The sequence below is a fragment of the Sulfurovum indicum genome (genome assembly GCF_014931715.1).
Taxonomy (GTDB): Bacteria; Campylobacterota; Campylobacteria; order Campylobacterales; family Sulfurovaceae; genus Sulfurovum; species Sulfurovum indicum.
In genome coordinates this window covers 1684669-1706305 of the sequence record NZ_CP063164.1, presented here as the reverse complement: position 1 = coordinate 1706305, position 21637 = coordinate 1684669, and the positions used below count along the sequence as shown (strand labels likewise).

Sequence of the window (21637 nt, the reverse complement as noted above, 5' to 3'; positions counted from 1 at the left end):
TTCATTCTCTTTCCCTATGTTAATGATGAGGTTTGATAGAGTTCTATCAGTTTTAGATAGAACTGCTCTTCGCTTTGCTGCTCCAGCAGCCCTGAACCCGGCATCAGAGAGTAGTGCATTTCCTGTAGCTTATTGAAACGTTCAGGAAAAAGTGAGGCAAGAATATTCGCTGAAACTTCTTTTCGGACCAGGATCGATGGCGGAATAAGTCCGCTTTGGATCAGCTTCATGATCGATTCACTGTGGTAGTGTACATGATGATGCTGTCCGTGCGGACATGTAGTGGTACTGACCAGTGTTTTACAGGTATCGCAGTAGACATACTCATCTACCGTTTTAATGTCAATATCTATATCCTTACAGTGGTCAAATACTGAATTAAGACGGTTTTTATCGTAGTAGAGTCCCAGCCCACCATGGTTTTTTCCCACGACAAGTTGATGGCATCCATAGTTTTTTGCCAGGATCGCATCAAGGATAAGTTCATTATATCCTGCAAAGATATAGGTATTCTCAAATGGGATGATGAGGACTCTGTTTCTCGGAATGAAGTTGTCAATGAATCGGCTGAGTGCCTGATATCGTATATCGTAGCGGAGTCCTTCCTGAGTGAAAGGTTTACGCAGAAAGATCACCAGCAGATCCGCATCGGTAATGGCTTGACGGATCATTCTCTCATGGGCACGGTTAAGCGGATTTGCGGCGATCATCATAGAGGTGACATACTTTGCACCGGTTTTGGTGATCATTTGCTCAATCCGCTTGATATTATCCTCGATGAGAGGATATTCAACATGGTAAGGACCGGAAACAGCGATTTCTCCCAGCCTGGAAGTGGTATTCTTCACTCCAGGATGTGAAGGATCCGCAGTACCGTAAATATTGTAAAGGCGTTGCTGCGGATCGATAGAGAAAGTCTCTTCCACAGTAAGCTCTCCTACTTTATTACCTTCACTGATCAGGTCAACTGTTTCCCCGCTTTCAAGTGTTTGGAGTACTTTTTTGTTTTTGTTCCCCTTCGGGGCGAGTACAAAAGCAAAAGGGAAAGGAACACCTTTGTAAAACTGTGTACGGTCAACCTCTTTTGCTTCAGCTTCATTCATAAGCTTATCTACAGGGGAGATAAGTCCAGCCTGGACCAATGCCAGTGTAGAGAGAGCTTCGATATCAATGTAGAGTGATTTGTTGTTAGACATACTATTCCTTTCTCTCTATAGCTATTTTTTCTTAAACAGCCCGTATTTTTTACGTTTTTCCCATAAACTTTTTCTTGATATCCCCAGTTTTTTGGAGAGTTCAGTGTCCGGGAATTTGTACTGGAAACTGTTGACGATAAACTTGACATAATCATCGATGGTCAGGATCTCATTCTGATCATAGAGCTTGGAGTCTGTGTTAAGTATAATGGTATCGTAATCTGTTTCAAGTTCAGTTGTTGTAGAGAGAATGAAGTCATATGTTTTAAGTTTATTGAGAAGGTGCTCTTTATCTGCTTTTTTGAGAGTATGTGTCTCGGTAATATAAAGTAGGGAGTTGGGACTTGCACTCTCCAGTTTTTCTTTCCACTCTTTGTTTCCCAGAGGAACAAAAGTAAGCAGTTTTTCATTTTTGTGTGCATATTCAAAAACTACTTTGTCTGCAAGTCGCTGATAGTTTGTCTGTATGACCAGCGGAGTACTCAGTGTATCGATGTCAAAATCGGTTTCAATCTCTTGAAGCAGGTTTTCCATATACTCCTGATAAAGTCTGGTATGTTTTTTGAGATCCTGGTACTCCTGATAATGTTCTATCTTACGCAGAAGTTCTTCGATCATGAAAGGTTTGACAATGTAGTCTTTAGCCCCCAGTTTAAGCGGTTCTCCCACGGTATCATTGTTGATATAGGAGACCATGAGAATAATGATCTTCTCTTTGAACTGTGTAATAAGCGGAGCAGTATTCTGCCCGGGTAGGTTGGTAGAGAGCAGGTAGACATCACCGCTGCTCTGCATCGCTTCTTTGATAGAGCTGTATATCTCTGTTTCAAAACCGTTCTCAGTAAGTTTGGAGGCAATACTTTGTGCCAGATAGAGTTCGTTTTCTACAATGATGATCTTCATGTTTTTCGTCCATTAATTGATTTTTTCCAGTTAAAATAGTTCAAGTTTGCTACAGCATGTACTGTTACACCTTCTTTACGACCTACGAATCCGAGTTTTTCAGCTGTGGTGGCCTTAATATTGATACGGTTGGAGGGAATACCCAGTATAGAAGCCAATGTTGTACGCATTATGGCTTTATAAGGAAGCAGTTTTGGGGCCTCAGCCATGATCGTCATATCTATATTGCCTATCTCAAATCCAAAAGAGCTGATGCGCTCTACTGTATCTTCCAGCAGTTTGGTTGAGTCTGCTCCGGCAAAAACAGGTTCGGTATCAGGATAGAGTTCGCCAATGTCACCCATACCTGCAGCACCCAAAAGAGCATCGATAAGTGCATGAATAGCGACATCCCCGTCACTGTGTGCTTTAAAACCGTACTCTGCATCGATAGTTACTCCACATAGCTTCATCTCTTTACCTGTTTCAAAAGGGTGGATATCAATGCCGTAACCTGTCAGTGTACGTGAAGAGGGTGCCTGTATGCAAGGGAGTTTCAGCAAGTCATCGAGTGTGGTTAATTTATGCGCGAGAGGGGACCCCTCTACAAAATGTATCTGTTGACCCAATGAGGCGATAGCAGAGCTCTCGTCTGTAAAGAGGATCTCGGTATCAAGTGCTTGTTTAAGTGTTTTGGTTCTGCTTAACTGTGGAGTCTGGATAATTTTGACTTTTTCTCTGTCTATAGGAGTATTTTCCATATAGAGGGTATCGGTTACAGGTAGGGTCGGAACGATACATGCAGCTTCATTTTTGGCATGCAGTATGCGCTGTATCATAGTTTCCGGAATGCAGCAGCGGGCAATATCGCTGACCATGACATATGAAGAGTTCACATGGGAAAGTGCATTGCTCAAAGAGGCTTGTCTGCTGTCACCACCTTCTATAAAAGTGTAGTCAGCAAAGTGTTTCATATAGTGTATCTCCTGGGAAGAAGAGACGATGATAATCTTCTCAAAGAGGCCCATGCCTTCAAAGTGTTGGGCAACTTGAAGCCATAAAGGGACCTCTCCGCTATAGAGCCATTGTTTCTTAACCCTACTTTTAAACCGTGATGAGCTTCCTGCACCAAGCAGTACGAGTGTTGTCTGTGACAAAAAACCACCTCTCTGTGTATCAAATTGTAACGGATTATACAAAGTGAAACCTTGATAGTTTCTTTAGTACACACTTTTTTTATTTATTTTGAATTTTAGATGAAGTTGTACTGTTTTAACCATAAAAATTGATGACTGGCTAAAGAAGAGCACTTTACTCTTATTTTATTTTAAATTAAACCTTATTTAAGATTGTAGTGGTATAACTCAAGTATCAAACTTTGTATTAGGAGTCAATTTATGACACAGGAAAATGTATTAGAAGCATTGAAGAATGTAACCTATCCCGGATTTACAAAAGATATCGTATCATTCGGGTTTGTAAAAGATATCGTAGTGGAAGGTAACAATGTCGCATTGACTATTGATATTACTTCTTCTGCAGATGAGGTGAAGGCACAACTGACAGATGAAGCAACCACCGAGCTTAAAAAAGCAGGCTTTGACAATATCAATATTACTATTAAAGCACCGCAGGCACCAAAGCAGATGAGTAACTCTGTCAGCGGTAAAAATATTGCACCGCATGTTAAAAGTTTTGTGATGGTCAGCTCAGGAAAAGGAGGGGTTGGGAAATCGACTACTTCTGTGAACCTGGCAATAGCTATGGCGATGCAAGGAAAGAAAGTTGGACTTCTGGATGCAGACATCTACGGACCGAACATCCCTCGTATGATGGGCGTTGAAGATCAAAAGCCTGAAATTCAGGGTAATAAAGTACTGCCTCTGAAAGCTTATGGTGTAGAAATAATGTCTATGGGTTCTTTGATGGAACCTGGCCAGTCTCTTATCTGGAGAGGTTCTATGATCATGAAAGCGATCGAGCAGTTCCTTAGAGATATCCTGTGGTCCGAACTGGATGTACTGGTGATAGATATGCCTCCGGGAACCGGTGATGCCCAGCTTACTTTGGCACAGTCTGTACCTGTAACGGCGGGTATTACGGTAACAACACCTCAGGAGGTTTCTCTGGATGACTCCAGAAGATCTCTCGATATGTTCCAGAAACTGCATATCCCGACTGCAGGTATCATTGAGAATATGAGCGGATTTATCTGTCCTTCATGTGAAACCGAATCTGATATTTTCGGTATGGGTACAACCGAGCCTGTTGCCAAAGAGTACGATACCAATGTTATTGCACGTATCCCGATAGAACCGGCGATCAGAGTAGGGGGAGATACAGGTATGCCGGTTACTTATCATAAACCGGATTCTGAAACGGCAAAACGTTATCAGGAAGCTGCAAGCAATCTTCTTGCTTTTATTGACAAGGTACAGGCAGAAGGCGGTGCGGACAACCAGGCAATTCAACCAACTACACCTCCAGGCGTAAGTGCCTGCAGTACTGGTGCAGGTGCTGCAAGTGCACCACAGGGTGGACACTCTCACGGTGGTGGTGGTTGCGGCTGCAACTAATTGTTCCATTGCACAGCACATGTGACCGATCGGCTTCGTTCCGTTCGGTCTTTAAGTATGCTCTCTCGCTTCACTCACACCGATCAATCAAATCTACTGCACACTGAAACAATTAGCGTTTTTATTCTATATCATACTTCAAACCAAATCTAATAGATATAGAGTTTTTGGTGTTAACCTTCATATCTCTTTTTCGCTACAATACGATAATAATTATTTACATAGGAAAAACCATAATGACAAATACAGAAAAACTCAAAAACCTGCTTGAGAATGAAGTGATCCCTGATCTTGAAGTTGCAATCGATGAACTTTTTGCTGCGATCGATAAAGCAAAAAATGCATCAGCAGAACAGAAGGCAGACCTTGAAGAGATGAGAGATATGCGAACGGAGTGCTTTGCTATGGTTGAAGAGATTAAACGTGATGAGATGGATGAAGAGGAAGCAGAAGAGCTTCTTACTGAGCTTGTTGAGATAAAAACGGAGGAGTAGTTCTTCTCTGTTTTTTACTTCCTGTGAGTAATGAACAAAAAAAGATATGAAGTGGAGACTATCGTTCTACGAAAAAATTCGCCATCATTGCCTGATCTTCATGTTCAAGTATATGGCAATGATATAAGAACAGCCCCGGCATTGTAAACTTCACGATGATCCGAACCGTTTCAAACGGCATGACAAGGACTGTGTCTTTCCAGCCTTTATCGGTAGGAAAGTCTATTTTACCGCTTCTATCAAGCACCTGGAAGCGAACACCATGCATATGGAAAGGGTGACCCATATGTACACTGTTTTTAAGTTCCCAGATCTCTGTTGTACCAAGCTTTACCCTCTCATCAATCCGGTACATATCGTAAGGCTTCCTGTTTAATGTCCATAGGCCACCTGCTATCATCTCCATTGTGATCGTTCTGGTTCTGACTGCCTCAGACGCTTTCATCCTTGGTATATGTACCAGTTTTGCAGGCAGAGAGCTGGTATCTTCTGCTTTTTCACTGATATGGAACTGCATAATATCCATTTTGGCATCAAAGTCAGGATATTTCGGATGGAGTTTTAGATTGCTTACTTCTTTAAAACCAAGGTTTTTCAGTGTAACTGTATCACCGATACGCTTGTCTTTGAAATCTATGACTATATCAATACGTTCTGCTACGGATACAATGACATTTTTAACCATTAAAGGTGCTTCTAAAAGGCCGGCATCTGTTGCAATAAGTGCAAATTCTTCGATCCCGTCAAAAGCCAGATTGTAGGTTCTGACACTTGAACTGTTAAGAATTCTGAGCCGGTATTTTCTGTTTTTTACATTTTTGTAAGGGAAAGGGGTTGCATTGACCAGGATCACATCTCCCAAAACACCGTTATTGTCCTGTGGAACCTCTTTGTCTTTATAGAACAGTTTTCGGTTTTCATCAAACCTTCTGTCCTGGATGGAAAGTGGCAGATCAAATTCGCCGCTTGGAAGATTCAGTCTCTTCTCTTCATCATCTTCGATGATGTAAAATCCAGAGAGTCCATGATAGATCTCTTTCCCTGTTCTGGCATGGGGGTGGGTATGGTACCAAAATGTCCCTGCACTTTGATCTACTTTATAGTGGTAGTGTTTGGTTTTGTTTGCAGGAATGACATCTTTTGGGTGACCATCCATTACTGAAGGTACGATCAGGCCGTGCCAATGAATAATAGTAGGCTGGGGTAATCTGTTGGTAAATTCCAGGTCAAAGTTCTCTCCCCTTTTTATTCGTATTGTAGGATTGGGTAACATTCCCCGAAAGGTCAAGACTTCCGTCGGCTTATCGGTATAGATCTGTACAAGACTCTTTTGTGAGCTGAATTTAGCCTTCTTTGTTTTGCTGAAACTGATCTCTTCGGGAATTTTGAGTTCCTGGGTAAAAGGTTTTGTTTCTGTTCTTTTAATATCTTTTTTTTCAGAGGAGGCAACTTTTTGCTTCGGTTGTTCTTCTTGCGGGGTATGCTCTTCACAACCGCTCAGCAGGAGGGTAGCTGTAATAGTGGAATAACATAAAAAATATCTTCTATCCATTTCTTTCTGGCTCCATACTTGGTATTTATACATATGGATGTATGCTGTCTTTACAAAAATATTTTGATGTACGTTTCCTTTTTTACCGGACCGTTGTCATGATTAGGATTGTATCACGGTTTTATAGATAATCCGGGATAAACCCTCTCAAAATATAAAAAGTATCTCTTGTATTAATCATATGTATATAGTGTGCAAACAGTGTGTAGTATAGGAGCAGGCATAGTCTGCTATATATGTAAGAAGGGGACTATGATACAACCCGATATAATGAGTTATAAAAGCAGTGAAGGAGGTGCAGGGCACCGCCGGTTCATATCATGTAACGGCTTGAAATGCACCCTGCGTGACAGAGTTAAACACCCAACTCGTCACGTACGATCTGTACAGCTTTTACCATGTTCTCCAGACTCGGTTTGACCTCTTCCCATTTACGGGTTTTCAAACCACAGTCAGGGTTGATCCAGAGCTGCTCTTTTGGTAGGACCTCCAAGAGTTTCCTGATCTGTTCGACGATCTCCTCTACACTTGGGATACGTGGAGAGTGGATATCATAGACACCAGGTCCTACTTCCTGTTTGTACCCGACTTCGGCGAAGATCTTGAGCAGTTCGTTACCGCTTCTTGCCGTCTCTATGGAGATGACATCGGCATCCATGGCTTCAATGGTTCGGATGATGTCATTGAACTCAGAGTAACACATATGGGTGTGTATCTGTGTCTCTTTGTTTGCAGAACTTACAGCGATCTTGAAATCCCGTACCGCCCAGCTTTCATAGGTTGGAACATTCTCGCTTCTAAGGGGATATCCCTCTTTAAAAGCTGCCTCATCAACCTGGATAACTTTAATACCTGCTTCCTGCAGATCTTTTACTTCATCACAGATAGCAATGGCGATCTGTTTGCTTACTTCACTTCTTGGCAGGTCATCACGAACGAATGACCAGTTGAGAATGGTAACCGGACCGGTGAGCATACCTTTCATGATCTTCTTCGTTTTACTCTGTGCATAGGTTATCCAGTCAACAGTCATAGGTTTGGGACGGCTGATATCTCCGTAAATGAACGGTGGCTTAACACATCGGCTTCCATAGCTTTGTACCCATCCGTTCTGGCTAAATCCATAGCCTTTAAGTTGTTCGCCGAAATATTCGACCATATCATTACGTTCAGGTTCGCCATGGACAAGTATTTCAAGCCCGCATGTTTCCTGGAAAGCGATACACTCATCAATATATGCTTTCATTTCATTGATGTATTCCGTTTCGTTGATGATACCGTTTTTATAATTTCGTCTAGCCTGTCTGACCTCTGGTGTCTGGGGAAAAGATCCGATGGTTGTGGTTGCTAATGGCTTGTATGCAAGTGCTTCATGTTGTATTTTGATACGCTCCTCATACTTTCCGTCACGCTGAAGCTTTGTCAGACCGGCTACACGCTGTTGAACGGTTTCATCATGAATACGTGAGGAAATACGTCTGCTTTGATTTGCTTTTTGATTTGCCTCAAGCGCAGATCTCTCCTCTTCGTTTAACTTCTCACCAAAAAAAGATTTGCTAATAAGGTTTATTTCATCAAGTTTTTCAACAGCATAGGAAAGCCAGTTTTTTATTTCCGGATCCATCTTCTCTTCATATCTAAGTGTAAAAGGTGTGTGCAGCAGAGAACATGAGGTAGAGACAATAATCCTGCTTTTATCAATTTTGTAGGAAATCGTATCAAGCAGTGCGAGGCTTGCTTCAATATCGTTTTTCCAAATATTACGTCCATCTACGATACCTGCAATAAGATATTTTCCGTTGTTGGCGATCTGTTCAAGACTTTGAAGGTTTTTGTCTCCGTAAAGGAAGTCAAGTCCAATACCCCATACCGGAGTATGGACAAGTACTTTACTGGCTTCATTGGAGTGTTCGAAGTAAGTTGTCACTATGATTTTGACATTGTCAGCAGCATGGCACAGTGCATCGTAACACGGTTTGATCAGACTAAGTACTTTTGACTCCACGTCTTTGACAAAAATAGGCTCATCAATCTGTACGGTTACTGTTTCATCCAAAGTGGATATCTCTTTGATAAGCTGTTCATAAAGTGGCAGAATTTTCCCGAAAAATTCATAGGTATCGCCTCTGTCTACACGTTTGGAGAGTCCAAGGAAGGTGATGGGCCCGATAAGATTTATCTTGGTTCTGATACCCTGTGCTTTTGCCTCTTTATATTCACCGATGATCTTGCTGGCATTGAGTACATAGTTGTCTTCTTTGCTTAATTCGGGTACGATGTAGTGGTAGTTGGTATTAAACCACTTGGTCATCTCCATTGCCACGGCATCTTTATTCCCTCTGGCCATGGCAAAGTAGAGCTCTTCATTCTCAAGCCCTTTGAAACGTGCGGGGATTGCTCCAAGCATGACAGCAGTGTCGAGCATATTGTCATAAAGTGAGAAGTCGTTGCTTGCAATGAAATCAATGCCTGCCTCTTTTTGGTAGTGCCAGTGTCTTGCTCTGAGTTCGGAAGCTACTCTCTCAACCTCTGCAAAATCAGTCTCTTTTGCCCAGAACTTTTCCAGTACTTTTTTAAGTTCTCTCTGCTCCCCAATACGTGGGAATCCGATAACATAGTTGTGTGACATGTGTGTATCCTTTTTTCATACAATAGTGTAATGAAAACCGTACAATCCGTATGTGTAGGGTGGGCACTCTTACCCACCGTTTGTGGGTGGTTGCCGGTTAAACAAATAGTGATCTTAATCTAAAAATAGTTATGAAGAAAAAAGGGGAGGGTGCACACCCGTACGCCGAAAGGCATAAAATGTTGTATAGAATGGACAACGGGGAATGAAGTGGTTGAGCAGAAGCACCAGACGGGCTTTGCGTTTATAGTAACAGTTACAATGGCAGGGGTTGACCGGCTGGAGTGCCGTACGCTCTTCAAGCAGCTCTTCAGGCGGATCACCGTCCTCCGAAGACTCCTTGTCATTGTTAAGGCGGAGAAGTGTTTGTGTAGAGGTTACCTGTGCCTGAAGCTTGTGCGCAACAGCGTGTGCAAGTATGGACGACAATGTAAAGTAGTTCTTACCAAAACCACGCAGCATGATACTTCTCCTATTTTGAGTTTAAGTGGAATTATAGCCAAGAAAGGTTTAGGGAATATAAAATGATATGATAGAATTATATAAACAAGAGAGGAAGACAGATCTTACAATGGTTGCTGAAATCAATTATCAAAATATCATATTTTTAGATCTTGAAGTAGATAAACATACGAAGAAGATCTATGAACTTGGAATGGTGTATAAAAACCGTACACATAACACCACCGGCATTAAGGAGACGGTCAACTTTATTAAATTCTGCAATGCCCGTTATATGTGTGGGCATAACTTTATCGATTTCGATCTGGAGATATTAAGAGACACCACGCTTTATTATGCATTAAAAGCGCATAAGATTATAGATACCTTGTCTCTTTCTCTCTTGCTTTTTAATGAAAAATCGATACATGCTTTACCAAAAAACTATAAGAGTGAAGATGACTTTAAAAATGATCCGGTAGAGGATTCCAAATTGACTGCTGAACTTTTTGGACGCATAGAGACACGTTTTTTATTGTTGGAGAGGAAACTTCAAAATATCTTTTATTCTCTTTTGAGAGAAGAGGAGCACTTCAGCGGCTTTTTTGATTACTTATCGAATGATCGGTCCTTTGTGTTCATGGATGCAAAAGAACTTCATAGCATTATTTCCGGCGAATACGAACAGGTCATCAAAAATACCAAGTATCTCAAAGAGGTGATCAAAAAGCACCCTGTTGAGCTTGCATATATTATCGCTCTCTTAACGCCACACATTGAGATCAAATCGCATCCGCCAAGAATCCTGTTCCGCCATCCGGATATTGTCAATATCCAAAGAGAACTCTGTTTTGACCTCTCTTACGAAAAGAAAAGCTTAAGTGCTTTTTCCAAGGAGACATTCGGCTTCGGCACTTTTAGGATCTTTCCAAAACTGAACCCTACGCTACTCAGTTCGCAGGTCTCCCAAAAAGATATTATTGAAGCTTCATTGAACAATGACTCTTTTCTTGCCGTCTTACCTACCGGTGGAGGTAAGACATTCACATTCTGGCTGCCGGCGATCATCAAGGCAAAAACGACCAAGTCGTTAACCGTTGTCATTTCACCTTTGCAAGCATTGATAGAAGACCATATTACAAGTTTTAATGCCAAGGTGGCTAACTACAAAGCCGTAGCCATTAGTGGATACATGAGCCCGCTTGAACGAAGTGAAGCAATAGAGCAGGTGGTGAATGGAGAAGCGGATATTCTTTACTTGGCACCTGAGTCATTACGCTCGAATATGATCTTCAATATCTTGAAAAACAGGCTCATTGAACGCTTTGTGGTCGATGAAGCACACTGTCTCTCTACATGGGGAAATGACTTTAGACAGGACTACTACTATATTTGTGACTATATTAACGATCTGCTTGAAGCAAAGAACTATCAGGATCATATCCCTGTTTCCTGTTTTACTGCAACGGCGAAAAAGGATGTAATTGACGATATTAAAACGTATTTCTTTGAGGGGTTGGGGTTAAAGCTTGATGAGTATGTCGCCAAGCCTGAGAGAAAAAACCTCAAATACAAAGCACTGCCTGCTGAGAACAGAGAGAAGTATCCAGCACTTTTGAAACTGATCAATGAGCATAATGGCGCAACACTGGTGTATATCCCATCGTCGACTAAAGAGTGTGACAAAATCGCCGAACAACTCAATATTGATACGGACAAAACGGTGCGCTCTTTTCACTCCAAGCTTGATTCGCAAGAGAAGATGCAAATACTCAAAGACTATATTGAGAACCGTATTGATGTTATTGTCGCGACCACAGCATTTGGGATGGGCGTAGATAAAGCGGACATCACCAACGTCATCCACTACGAGGTCTCGGACTCTTTGGAGAACTATGCACAGGAAGCGGGAAGAGGCGCGCGAAATGAGAAGCTGGAAGCCTTTTGTCCTATTTTGTTCGATGAGAATGATATGGATAAACATTTTGCCGCACTGAACCGTTCCAAGATCACTGCTGCCGAAATCAACTCCGTGTTTCAGGTTATTAAACGAGCCAAAGGCGATACTGTGACCAAAACAGCTTTTGAAATAGCCCTTGAAGCGGGATGGGATATAGAAGATAGTGCGGTCGACTATGGTACAAAAGTTAAAACGGCACTCTTGGAGTTGGAGAGAGAAGGGTACATCAGCCGGAAACGGAACAAAACCAGATTTTTTGCCGACTCTGTTGCTGCACAAAGTATGGATAAACTCCATCAAACCTTAGCCGATCAAACATTAGAACAAAAGGACAAGGAACTGTTGATACTGGTACTTCAGCATATTTTGCACCGAGGCAGTACAGGGTCGATACAAATTGATGAGTTGGCTTTTCTTCTCGGTGCGGAAAAATCGGCTATTGCGTTGGCGATACAGCAGCTTAAGGAGATGAGCATCTTGGGTGACAGTAAAGATTTAAGCTTGATGATCTTTAAAAACGCTTTAAAGATGTTCCGAGAGATCAGGCAGATAGAACAATCACTTGTCTCTTATTTGTTGTCGTTGGATCGTGAAACGGTGAGTATCAAGGAATTGAGCGAACATCTTTACAGTACGGGAGTTATCCAAAAGAATGAATCAACGCGTATTAGAGATCTGCTTCGTAACCTCAGAGACAAAAGCAGCTTTATGTTCAAACGTATCAGCCGTCAGTATGATCTATGGTATTTTAAGGTGATAGATGAGGAGACGTTTCAAAATGACTTGAAGTCCAAACATACGATCAGTAAAAAGATCATTACCGATTTTATCTGCCAGATACCGGAGAAGCAGAAAGAGGCAAAAGTAGAGTTCTCATTGAAGCAATTACGCAAAAAGATAGGGAAACAGTACAGCATGAAAGCGATCGATAAAGCATTGCTCTATCTGCACCATATGCGTATTGTTGAGTTGTTGAATGGTCGTTTTATCAGTTATTCGCCTATGATCATCACTAAAGAGGAGGAGATGAAACGGATCAACAAAAAATATACCAAACAGGATTATAAACATCGTATGGAACCACACTATCGTTCCAAGGTGGAAGCGATTCATATTATGGGTGAATACGGCAAAATACTGCAATACGATCCGACAAGAGCCGGTAAGTTCTTAAGAGACTATTTTACGATGGAATACGACTCCTTTAAAAAGAAATATGCCTTGGTCAAAGCAAAGATCACACGTCCGATAACGCAGCGAAGGTACAACAAGATATTTGCTGAAATGTCTGATGAACAAAAAGCGGTGATCATCGACAGGGAGACCAAAGCGATGATGGTGCTTGCCGGTCCGGGAAGCGGTAAAACAAAAGTGCTGGTGCATAAGATCGCCTCATTGATCCTAACGGAAGATATCAAACCCGAACAGTTCATGATGCTCACCTTTTCCCGTACCGCCGCCAATGAATTTCGAAGCCGACTCTATAAGCTGGTAGGCGAGATCTCTTATGATATTGAAATCTATACCTTTCATGCCTATGCTTTGAAACTCATAGGCAGAGTGGTAAAAGAGGATGACGATATTCTCCACAATGCCATCGGCGAGGCGGTGAGACAGATCGTTAATGGCGATATATCGTTACCGTTTAAAAGTGTTCTGGTTTTGGATGAGTATCAGGACATCAATCAAGATAGTTTTGATCTGGTCAAAGAGATTTACCATGCCAATAGAGAAATGCGTATCATCGCCGTAGGCGATGATGACCAGTGCATAATGGATCATGCCGGAGCGGATGTACGTTTTATTGATGTGTTTAAAGAGGTGTTCGGAAAGGACGATGAGGGAAATGATAATTATAAGCAGTATGAACTGCTGACCAACTTTAGAAGCACAAGACGAATTGTCTCTTATACCAATACATTTATAGAACGTGTTCAGAAGCGATACAAGACCCATCCGTTAGTGCCTTACAGTGAGGAAGAGGGATCGGTTACGGTACAGACTTGCCTCTGGAATGATCTGGTCATGCCTGCTGTCAAAAAGGTTGAAACAGAGGAGATGTTCCAAAACTGTGCCGTTTTAGCCTATACGAACGCAGAGGTGATGAGACTCTATTCCCTGTTAGATACCAAAGGGATTACGGTCAAATATATTTTGGATAGAGATGGTTTTTCTCTTAAAAATCTTGTAGAGATCATCTACTTTGATCAGGTCTTGAGTGAAATAAACAAACATGAGAGTCTCTACAGGGCAGAAGACTTTCGTGAAGCCTTTGCTTTGACACAGGTAAGGTTCAATGGCTCAAAAAACCTTCCGCTTTTGGAAAAAGTGATTGATAAATTTCTTCTGGAGAGCCTTACGTATCATATTTCACAATGGTTGGCTTACCTTGATGAGATCAAGTTTGAAGATTTTGAGTCTTACCATAAAACAGTTACTGTTTCTACCATCCACAAATCAAAGGGGATGGAGTTTGACAAAGTCATTTTGCTGGTTGCACCTGATCGTATGCCCAAAAAAGACGAAGAGTACCGACTTTTTTATGTGGGCATGACACGTGCGAAACAGGAACTAACGATTTTAATGCATGGAAAACAAAATCTTTCGAAAACCGATGAGAACGTCAGATACCTCTTCGATGAAACCCACTATAACAGTAAAGATGAGCAAGTAACACTGATCATGGGATTAAAAGATATAGTACTTGGGTTTGATAACGCTATGAATATGCAAGGGGATGAGATAATAGCGGGTGAAGTTGTCACATTCAAACAAAGAGGAGAAAACAGACCGTTTTCTATCTTCTATAAAGGTCTACAGATAGGTCTATTGTCAAAAAGGTTTTATGCGGATCTTCAGGGCTATTTTGAAAAAGGGTATCAAGTCGGAAAAGCATATATTGATCATGTGGTTGTGTGGTATGACAAAGAGAAAGATGCTTACTTAAAGCATCCGTTGTGTAAAGTTGTTTTGACGAAATAGAATGGCGATTATATCAATCCCTTCCACGTTGTATGCGCCAACTTTTTTATCAACACATGTTCTGTGATTTTCTCCAAGATCCCTTCATCATTGGGTTTCATCGTTTTGGAAGCGGCTTCAAGGGCGTGGATGTCGTACTGGCTGGGGTAGAATATTAGGAGGGTTCTTTTCGAGGTTCAGCAGGCTATAGATCGTCATCATGGCTGAATGTACCGAGTATTCGATGGTAAAGATACAATCACCTTCTATTTCAGCGAACTGTCTGAGGAAGGCGAGGTTGACGCTGCCTTGTGGGACGACATCGGGGGGTTGCCTGTCACCTTTCATGTAACCATCACGGATGAGGTAGTGTGCGGCAGCAAGTGAGGCAATGCCTGAGCTGATGAGAAAGGTGCGTTTGTTCTTTATGTCTTCATGTTTTCTGGAGTGGATGCGTTGATTAGGTTCCCATGATCTCTTCTCCTTTTATATGTGTAGTAAAAGATAATAATGCAAATATCTTTAGGTAAAGCAGGTGTTATTTAAGAGAAATTTTATCTTTAATTGACTATAGTGGACTTTCAAACTCTCGGGGTGCCATGGAAGACATGGCTGAGAAGACCCACAAAGGTCTACCCGTTGAACTTGACCCGGATTATACCGGCGTAAGGAAGAGATTTGTAATGACTGCTTATGTGATAAAGCTTCGTTTCGAAACAGCCTTTATCTCACCTCGTATTACACTCTTCCCTACATACTTAAAAATTTGACAAGTTAAAAAAGGGAAATACTATGACTACATCTGTAAACACAACCAAATCACTTTTTGAAGCAAGTGAAGAGATCATTACGCGCGATCCGCTTCCTGGATCTTCCAAAGTCTATGTAAACGGAAAGATACATCCGCATATCCGTGTACCAATGCGTAAAATTACGTTAAGTAACGATGAAGAGCTTGTGGTTTATGATACTTCAGGCGTCTATACTGATCCGAATGTCGAGATCGATGTGACCAAAGGGATCGACCCTATCCGTCAAGAGTGGATCAAAGCACGCGGGGATGTCGAGCCGTATGAGGGGCGTATTATCAAGCCTGTGGACAACGGATACAATACTGATGAGCAGCTGGAGTTCGTTACAGCAGGAAGTAAAGGGCTTCACCGTACACCGCTTCGTGCAAAAAAAGGGAAAAACGTGACACAGCTGCACTATGCGCGCCAGGGGATCATCACACCGGAGATGGAGTATATTGCCATCCGTGAGAACCAGAAACTGGAGTGGACTAAAGCTTACCTTGCCGATGAGGAGCGTAACGGAAGACTCAAGGGAGAGAATTTCGGAGCCAATTTACCTGAAGAGATCACTCCTGAATTTGTGCGTAAAGAGGTTGCAGAGGGGCGTGCAGTTATTCCTCTGAATATTAATCACCCTGAAGTAGAACCGATGATTATTGGACGAAATTTTCTTGTAAAAGTGAATTCCAATATCGGTAACTCTGCTACCACTTCAAGTATTGCCGAAGAGGTTGAGAAGATGGTATGGGCAACCAGATGGGGCTCAGATACGGTTATGGATTTATCTACAGGAAAGAATATCCATACCACACGTGACTGGATTTTACGTAATTCACCGGTCCCTATCGGAACAGTGCCGATCTATCAGGCATTGGAAAAAGTAAACGGGGTTGCAGAGGATCTTACATGGGAAGTTTTCAAAGACACGCTTATCGAACAGGCAGAACAGGGAGTAGACTACTTTACTATTCATGCAGGTTTGCTGCTGCATCATGTGCCGATGACTGCAAAGCGTGTGACGGGTATCGTCAGCCGTGGGGGGTCGATTATGGCAAAATGGATGATCCATCACCACCAGGAGAACTTCCTCTATACACATTTTGAAGAGATCTGTGAGATTATGAAAGCGTATGATATTACCTTCTCTTTGGGTGACGGGCTTAGACCGGGCTCGGTTGCAGATGCCAATGATGAAGCACAGTTTGCAGAGCTTAAAACCCTTGGTGAACTCACCAAGATTGCCTGGGAACACGATGTTCAGGTATTGATCGAAGGACCGGGACATGTACCCATGCATATGATTAAGGAAAATATGGAAAAACAGCTTGAATACTGCCATGAAGCACCATTTTATACGCTTGGGCCGTTAACAACAGATATTGCTCCGGGCTATGATCATATCACTTCAGGTATCGGTGCGGCAATGATCGGCTGGTACGGAACAGCAATGCTCTGTTATGTAACTCCAAAAGAACACCTTGGACTTCCAAACAGAGATGATGTCAAAGAGGGGTTGATAACCTATAAATTGGCGGCACATGCAGCGGATATTGCAAAAGGACACCCGGGTGCTATTGCCAGAGACCATGCGATGAGTCTGGCACGTTTTGAGTTTAGATGGGTTGACCAGTTCAATATCGGTCTTGATCCGGAACGTGCAAGAGAGTACCATGATGAAACCATGCCGATGGAAGCAGCCAAAACAGCGCATTTCTGTTCCATGTGCGGACCGAAATTCTGTTCCATGAAGATCTCTGCTGAGGTAAGAGACTACGCTGCCGAGCAGGAGAGTCTTTCAGAAGAGGAGATCAAAAAGGGAATGGATGAGATGAGCCAGAAGTTCCAGGAGCTTGGTGGAGAAGTTTATATTGAAAGTGCAAAATTAGAAAGTCAAAACTAAAAATGATTGCAGGGTGTGTTTTCAATACACCAAAAATATGGATGTGGGAAACAGTATGAGATACTTCCCTCCCACATACCAAAAAATATGGCAAGGAAGAGAGAATGAATATCGCCATCGCAGGTGCCGGACTGGTAGGAAGAGTGGTCGCCCTAAATCTGCTTCAATCCGGTAACCATAGGATCACTTTTTTTGAGAAAGACAGTAAAGAGGGGGTCACAGCAGCGGGTTTTACCGCAGCAGGAATGCTTGCTCCGTTTGCAGAAATGGAAACAGCAGAGTCAGTCATTTTTGAGCTTGGTCATCGCTCTATAGCACTTTGGCCCGCTCTGCTTAAGGAGATAGGACTTTTTGACGGGTACCAGCAAAAGGGTACAGTGATTACTGCCCATCCTCAGGATATGGGGGAGCTGGAGCATTTCATCGGAATGCTTCAGCGCAAAGTTGATGCTGCAGGCTCCATAGAGGTATTGGACAGAACAAAGATCAGTAAGCTTGAGCCTGACCTGTACACCCATCAAAAAGGTTTTTACATTCCGAGTGAAGGCTTGGTTGATGCACAGCGTTTCATGGCATTTTCTGTCAACTATTTTGACCGCTATGAGAATGTCAGTATTAGAGAATACACACCGGTTGAGAAGATAGAGGCTGGCAAAGTATATACTAAAGATAGTGTAGAGGAGTTTGACTGGGTATTCGATACCCGTGGTGTAGGTGCCAAAGAGTATTTCAAAGACCTGCGTGGTGTACGCGGTGAGGTTATGTGGGTGGAATCAAATGATATTGATATCTCCCGTCCAACCCGTCTGATGCATCCGCGTTACAAACTTTACATCGTACCAAGAGGCAGTGGTTGTGAAGGGATAGACTTGGAGTATTGTAAGGATTGTAAGCTTTCACAAACAACCGGCTACAAGCGTTATATCATCGGGGCAACTGAAATAGAGAGTGAAGATACTTCACCTATTTCAGTACGTTCCAGTATGGAACTGCTTTCAGCACTCTATACGGTTCATCCTAACTTCGGAGAAGCACGTGTGGTCAATTCCGAGACCAACTGCCGTCCGGCATTCAAAGACAACCTGCCGCGCATCGAGAATGAAAAAGGCCTGACCCGTATCAACGGGCTATACAGACATGGTTATCTGCTGGCACCGGCGATTGTGGAAAAAGCCCTGAATGAAGGGCTTTTTCAAGTGAAGAATGAAGCGTAAAAGGTGAAGAGTGTTGGCAGGTACTGCTTTGCAGTACTTTTGTTAAATTTGGATAAATCGAGTGTTTTTACCTCGTTCCCGCGCTCAGTATGGGAACGAGGAGAGCCTTAGATTCCAAAAGGAAAAGAATAATGAATATTACAGTTAATGGTGAAAGTAAAGAGCTTGAAGAGAGCGTAACCGTTGCTACACTTATGGACCAGCTTGGCTACACCGGCAATATCGGTGCAGTGGCGGTCAATATGAGCTTCATCCCATCGGATAAATACCGGGAGACGGTATTGAAAGAGGGGGATGAGGTGGAGATACTTGCTCCGGTTTGTGGTGGTTGACAAACTTTGTTTGTCAGTTGTTAGTGACAGTACAGATAGTGATAGAGAAGTGTACCTTGTCCCCATACTGAGGGTGGGAACGTACACTCAACAGTATCAGAAATACGCATTCCCACGCAAAGCATGGGAACGAGGAGGGATGTAAGATGACAAAACAGATGGAAACAAATGAAAACGGCTGGCAGATCGGCGGGAAGAAGTTGAACTCGAGAATGTTCATCGGTTCGGCACTCTATCCTTCACCTGCGATTATGGAAGAGTCTATCAGGGCTTCTGGGGCTCAGGTGGTGACAGTCTCGCTGCGCAGACAAGGGGTCAACAAAGAGGCGGGTGAAGGCTTTTGGAACATCATTCGTGAGTTGGATATTCAAGTACTGCCCAATACTGCCGGGTGCCACTCTGCCAAAGAGGCGATCACAATTGCCCAGATGGCAAGAGAAGTCTTTGGTACCAACTGGATCAAACTGGAGGTGATAGGTGACCAGTACAACCTTCAGCCAGATCCCTATGAGACGGTCGAGGCTGCGAAGGTACTGGTCAAAGAAGGCTTTGAGGTATTCCCCTATACGACGGATGATCTTGTTGTTGCCAAAAAACTGGTTGATGCAGGATGTAATATCCTGATGCCGTGGGGTTCGCCTATCGGTTCAGGCAAAGGGCTGATGAACCCATATAGCCTTAAAGCTATCCGTGAAGCGTTTCCCGAGTTGCCGCTGATTATCGATGCAGGGATAGGAAAACCCTCCCATGCCATAGAGGCAATGGAGCTTGGCTATGACGGTATTTTGCTTAACTCTGCTGTAGCATTGGCACAAGACCCTGTTGGCATGGCAGAAGCGTTTGCACTGGCAGTCAAAGCAGGGCGTATGGGTTATGAAGCAGGAGCGATGCAGGAGCGGGAATTCGCTTCTCCTTCCACTCCGACGGTGGGGACACCGTTTTGGCATCAGAACAAATAATGCAGGAAGCTCTTTAAATGAGTCATGGCTGTATGTTTTGTACAGACACCAAAAATGTAGGGGCAACCTCTTGTGTCGCCCAAAATGGAAGAGGGGTACCCACAAGGGATACCTCTATGGAATATCAAAAGGAGAAACGTATGCGATTTCCGGACTGCGGTGACAGACCGATTGGGATCTATCCGGTTGTAGACAGAACCGAAAAACTCAGACCGCTTTATGAGTGCGGCATTACTACAGCACAACTGCGTATCAAAGATATGCAGGGCATGGAGCTGGAGAATGAGATCGTAGAGGCTATAAAAGTATCAAGAGAATTTGATGTAAGGTTTTTTGTCAATGACTACTGGGAGCTTGCTGTTAAACATCAGGCATATGGTATCCATCTGGGACAGGAAGATATTCAGGAAGCAGATGTTCAAGCTATACTTGATGCCGGTATCCGTCTTGGTATCAGTACCCATACTCCCAAAGAGATCGATATTGCACTTGGTTTTGAACCTTCGTATCTTGCAATTGGACCGGTTTTCGAACCGATCTCAAAAGAGTTGACCTATGATCCTGTCGGTATAGATCTTCTGAAACGCTGGGCAGAGCATGTAGAGTATCCTGTGGTGGCCATAGGAGGAATTACAATTGACAATATCAAAGAGGTTGCACAGACCAAAGCTGCCAGCGGGATTGCAATGATCTCAGGGGTACTTGAGGGTAATAATGTTTCAAAAGAGAAGACGGGAGCACTTATTGGGGTATTCGAGGCTTATGGTATCTGATCACACTCCGACAGTTCTGACGATCGCAGGATTTGACCCATATGGGGGTGCGGGCATATTGATTGATACCAAGACGATCCATGCACTCAACGGCTATGCTGTCAGTGCAACCACTGCGCTTACGGCACAAAATTCCAAAGGTGTGAGTGGAGTCGAAGCAGTTTCTGCCAAGATGCTTCGCCTGCAGCTTACAACCCTCTTGGATGATCTGAAGGTCGATGCAGTCAAAATAGGCATGCTTGCCAATGCTGCATTGATCAAGGTTGTTTCAGAGATGATTGAGCGCTATCAGCTTGGCAATGTCGTGCTTGACCCTGTGCTTGTAAGCTCCAGCGGACAGATACTTTTGGAACACAATGCAATTGAGATGATGGTCAATGACCTGTTCCCTCTCTGTACGCTGGTAACTCCAAACCTGAATGAAACCAATGTACTGTTACGGTCTGAGTTTAAGGGGACAGCCAAAGAGGTACCCCAGATGGCACAGGGACTTTTGGATCTTGGTGTACGGAACGTACTGCTTAAAGGAGGACACACCATAGAAGAAAAAGCGGTAGATCATCTGGTGGAAGATGCAAGTATTACCCGTTTTAGTACCCAACGTGTAAAAACGACACATACGCATGGAACAGGCTGTTTTCTCTCATCAGCCATCGCTACCTGTTTGGCACAGGGAGAAAGTCTTACCGAGAGTGTGAAACGCTCAAAAGAGTTCCTTTACACAAGGCTGCAACAGGCAGATTCGTTACAGCTTGCGTATCATACTATTGATACAAATAGAAAAGAACCTATTTTTTGATTAAGCCTATTCAAATCTATTGTGATGTATAAACGGATTATCAACACTCTCGGGGTGCCGCTTAAAAGGCTGAGATAACCACCCGCAGAACTTGAACCGGATCATACCGGCGGAAGGAAGAGTGGTGTGAACAGACCGTCGTCTATACTCTCACCGCTTTTTCTCCGGCATTTAC

At 43.0% G+C, this 21637-nt stretch carries 16 protein-coding genes and 2 riboswitches; of the genes, 9 read left to right on the top strand and 7 right to left on the bottom strand.

Features of this window, described 5'->3' with window-relative positions:
* Positions 1 to 14 precede the first annotated feature (14 nt).
* Genes IMZ28_RS08390 through IMZ28_RS08380 form a run of 3 tightly spaced genes read right to left on the bottom strand, consistent with a single transcriptional unit; the run spans position 15 to position 3235 of the window.
* Complete coding sequence (locus tag IMZ28_RS08390; protein ID WP_197548126.1) at positions 15 to 1196, bottom strand: sulfate adenylyltransferase; 1182 nt, start codon at positions 1194 to 1196, stop codon at positions 15 to 17.
* Positions 1197 to 1217: 21 nt separating this feature from the next.
* A complete protein-coding gene (locus tag IMZ28_RS08385) occupies positions 1218 to 2099 on the bottom strand; it encodes a response regulator (RefSeq protein ID WP_197548125.1) in 882 nt (293 codons plus the stop codon).
* On the bottom strand, positions 2096 to 3235 hold the full coding sequence (locus tag IMZ28_RS08380; RefSeq protein ID WP_197549833.1) for a bifunctional 2-C-methyl-D-erythritol 4-phosphate cytidylyltransferase/2-C-methyl-D-erythritol 2,4-cyclodiphosphate synthase: 1140 nt from the start codon (positions 3233 to 3235) through the stop codon (positions 2096 to 2098). Before IMZ28_RS08380 ends, IMZ28_RS08385 begins: the two co-directional genes overlap by 4 nt.
* Positions 3236 to 3475: 240 nt before the next feature.
* On the opposite strand from IMZ28_RS08380, the gene IMZ28_RS08375 reads away from it, so the two are divergent.
* Entirely contained in the window at positions 3476 to 4654 is a 1179-nt protein-coding gene (locus tag IMZ28_RS08375; RefSeq protein WP_197548124.1) for an Mrp/NBP35 family ATP-binding protein, read from the top strand.
* Between the two features lie 236 nt (positions 4655 to 4890).
* A complete protein-coding gene (locus tag IMZ28_RS08370; protein ID WP_197548123.1) occupies positions 4891 to 5148 on the top strand; it encodes a hypothetical protein in 258 nt (85 codons plus the stop codon).
* Positions 5149 to 5206: 58 nt separating this feature from the next.
* Here IMZ28_RS08370 and IMZ28_RS08365 read toward each other — a convergent pair whose 3' ends face one another.
* From IMZ28_RS08365 to IMZ28_RS08355, 3 genes are all read right to left on the bottom strand, one after another.
* On the bottom strand, positions 5207 to 6700 hold the full coding sequence (locus tag IMZ28_RS08365) for a multicopper oxidase family protein (RefSeq protein ID WP_197548122.1): 1494 nt from the start codon (positions 6698 to 6700) through the stop codon (positions 5207 to 5209).
* Positions 6701 to 7055: 355 nt separating this feature from the next.
* Positions 7056 to 9329: a 5-methyltetrahydropteroyltriglutamate--homocysteine S-methyltransferase gene (gene metE, locus IMZ28_RS08360; protein WP_197548121.1), complete on the bottom strand. Its 2274-nt coding sequence runs from the start codon at positions 9327 to 9329 to the stop codon at positions 7056 to 7058.
* A 129-nt stretch (positions 9330 to 9458) separates the two neighbouring features.
* Complete coding sequence (locus IMZ28_RS08355; protein ID WP_197548120.1) at positions 9459 to 9791, bottom strand: hypothetical protein; 333 nt, start codon at positions 9789 to 9791, stop codon at positions 9459 to 9461.
* Between the two features lie 67 nt (positions 9792 to 9858).
* Between IMZ28_RS08355 and IMZ28_RS08350 the strand changes: the two genes are divergently transcribed.
* Positions 9859 to 14712, top strand: a complete 4854-nt coding sequence (locus tag IMZ28_RS08350) for a RecQ family ATP-dependent DNA helicase (RefSeq protein WP_197548119.1) — start codon at positions 9859 to 9861, stop codon at positions 14710 to 14712.
* A 117-nt stretch (positions 14713 to 14829) separates the two neighbouring features.
* On the opposite strand, the gene IMZ28_RS08345 is transcribed toward IMZ28_RS08350, so the two are convergent.
* Entirely contained in the window at positions 14830 to 15084 is a 255-nt protein-coding gene (locus tag IMZ28_RS08345; RefSeq protein ID WP_408646985.1) for an oleate hydratase, read from the bottom strand.
* 187 nt (positions 15085 to 15271) lie between these two features.
* A riboswitch (TPP riboswitch) is annotated at positions 15272 to 15380 on the top strand.
* A 103-nt stretch (positions 15381 to 15483) separates the two neighbouring features.
* Between IMZ28_RS08345 and thiC the strand changes: the two genes are divergently transcribed.
* The 6 genes from thiC to thiD all read left to right on the top strand — a co-directional run bounded on the left by thiC (position 15484) and on the right by thiD (position 21462).
* Positions 15484 to 17385 (top strand): phosphomethylpyrimidine synthase ThiC, encoded by a 1902-nt coding sequence (gene thiC, locus IMZ28_RS08335; RefSeq protein ID WP_197548117.1) that lies wholly within the window; start codon positions 15484 to 15486, stop codon positions 17383 to 17385.
* A gap of 104 nt (positions 17386 to 17489) precedes the next feature.
* Positions 17490 to 18599, top strand: coding sequence for an FAD-dependent oxidoreductase (locus IMZ28_RS08330; protein ID WP_197548116.1), 1110 nt, complete (start codon positions 17490 to 17492; stop codon positions 18597 to 18599).
* A 131-nt stretch (positions 18600 to 18730) separates the two neighbouring features.
* Complete coding sequence (thiS, locus tag IMZ28_RS08325; protein WP_197548115.1) at positions 18731 to 18931, top strand: sulfur carrier protein ThiS; 201 nt, start codon at positions 18731 to 18733, stop codon at positions 18929 to 18931.
* 146 nt (positions 18932 to 19077) lie between these two features.
* Positions 19078 to 19890, top strand: coding sequence for a thiazole synthase (locus IMZ28_RS08320; RefSeq protein ID WP_197548114.1), 813 nt, complete (start codon positions 19078 to 19080; stop codon positions 19888 to 19890).
* A gap of 116 nt (positions 19891 to 20006) precedes the next feature.
* Complete coding sequence (gene thiE, locus IMZ28_RS08315; protein WP_232087451.1) at positions 20007 to 20663, top strand: thiamine phosphate synthase; 657 nt, start codon at positions 20007 to 20009, stop codon at positions 20661 to 20663.
* Positions 20653 to 21462, top strand: coding sequence for a bifunctional hydroxymethylpyrimidine kinase/phosphomethylpyrimidine kinase (thiD, locus tag IMZ28_RS08310; RefSeq protein ID WP_197548113.1), 810 nt, complete (start codon positions 20653 to 20655; stop codon positions 21460 to 21462). Before thiE ends, thiD begins: the two co-directional genes overlap by 11 nt.
* Before the next feature lie 40 nt (positions 21463 to 21502).
* A riboswitch (TPP riboswitch) is annotated at positions 21503 to 21597 on the top strand.
* Positions 21598 to 21637 lie beyond the last annotated feature (40 nt).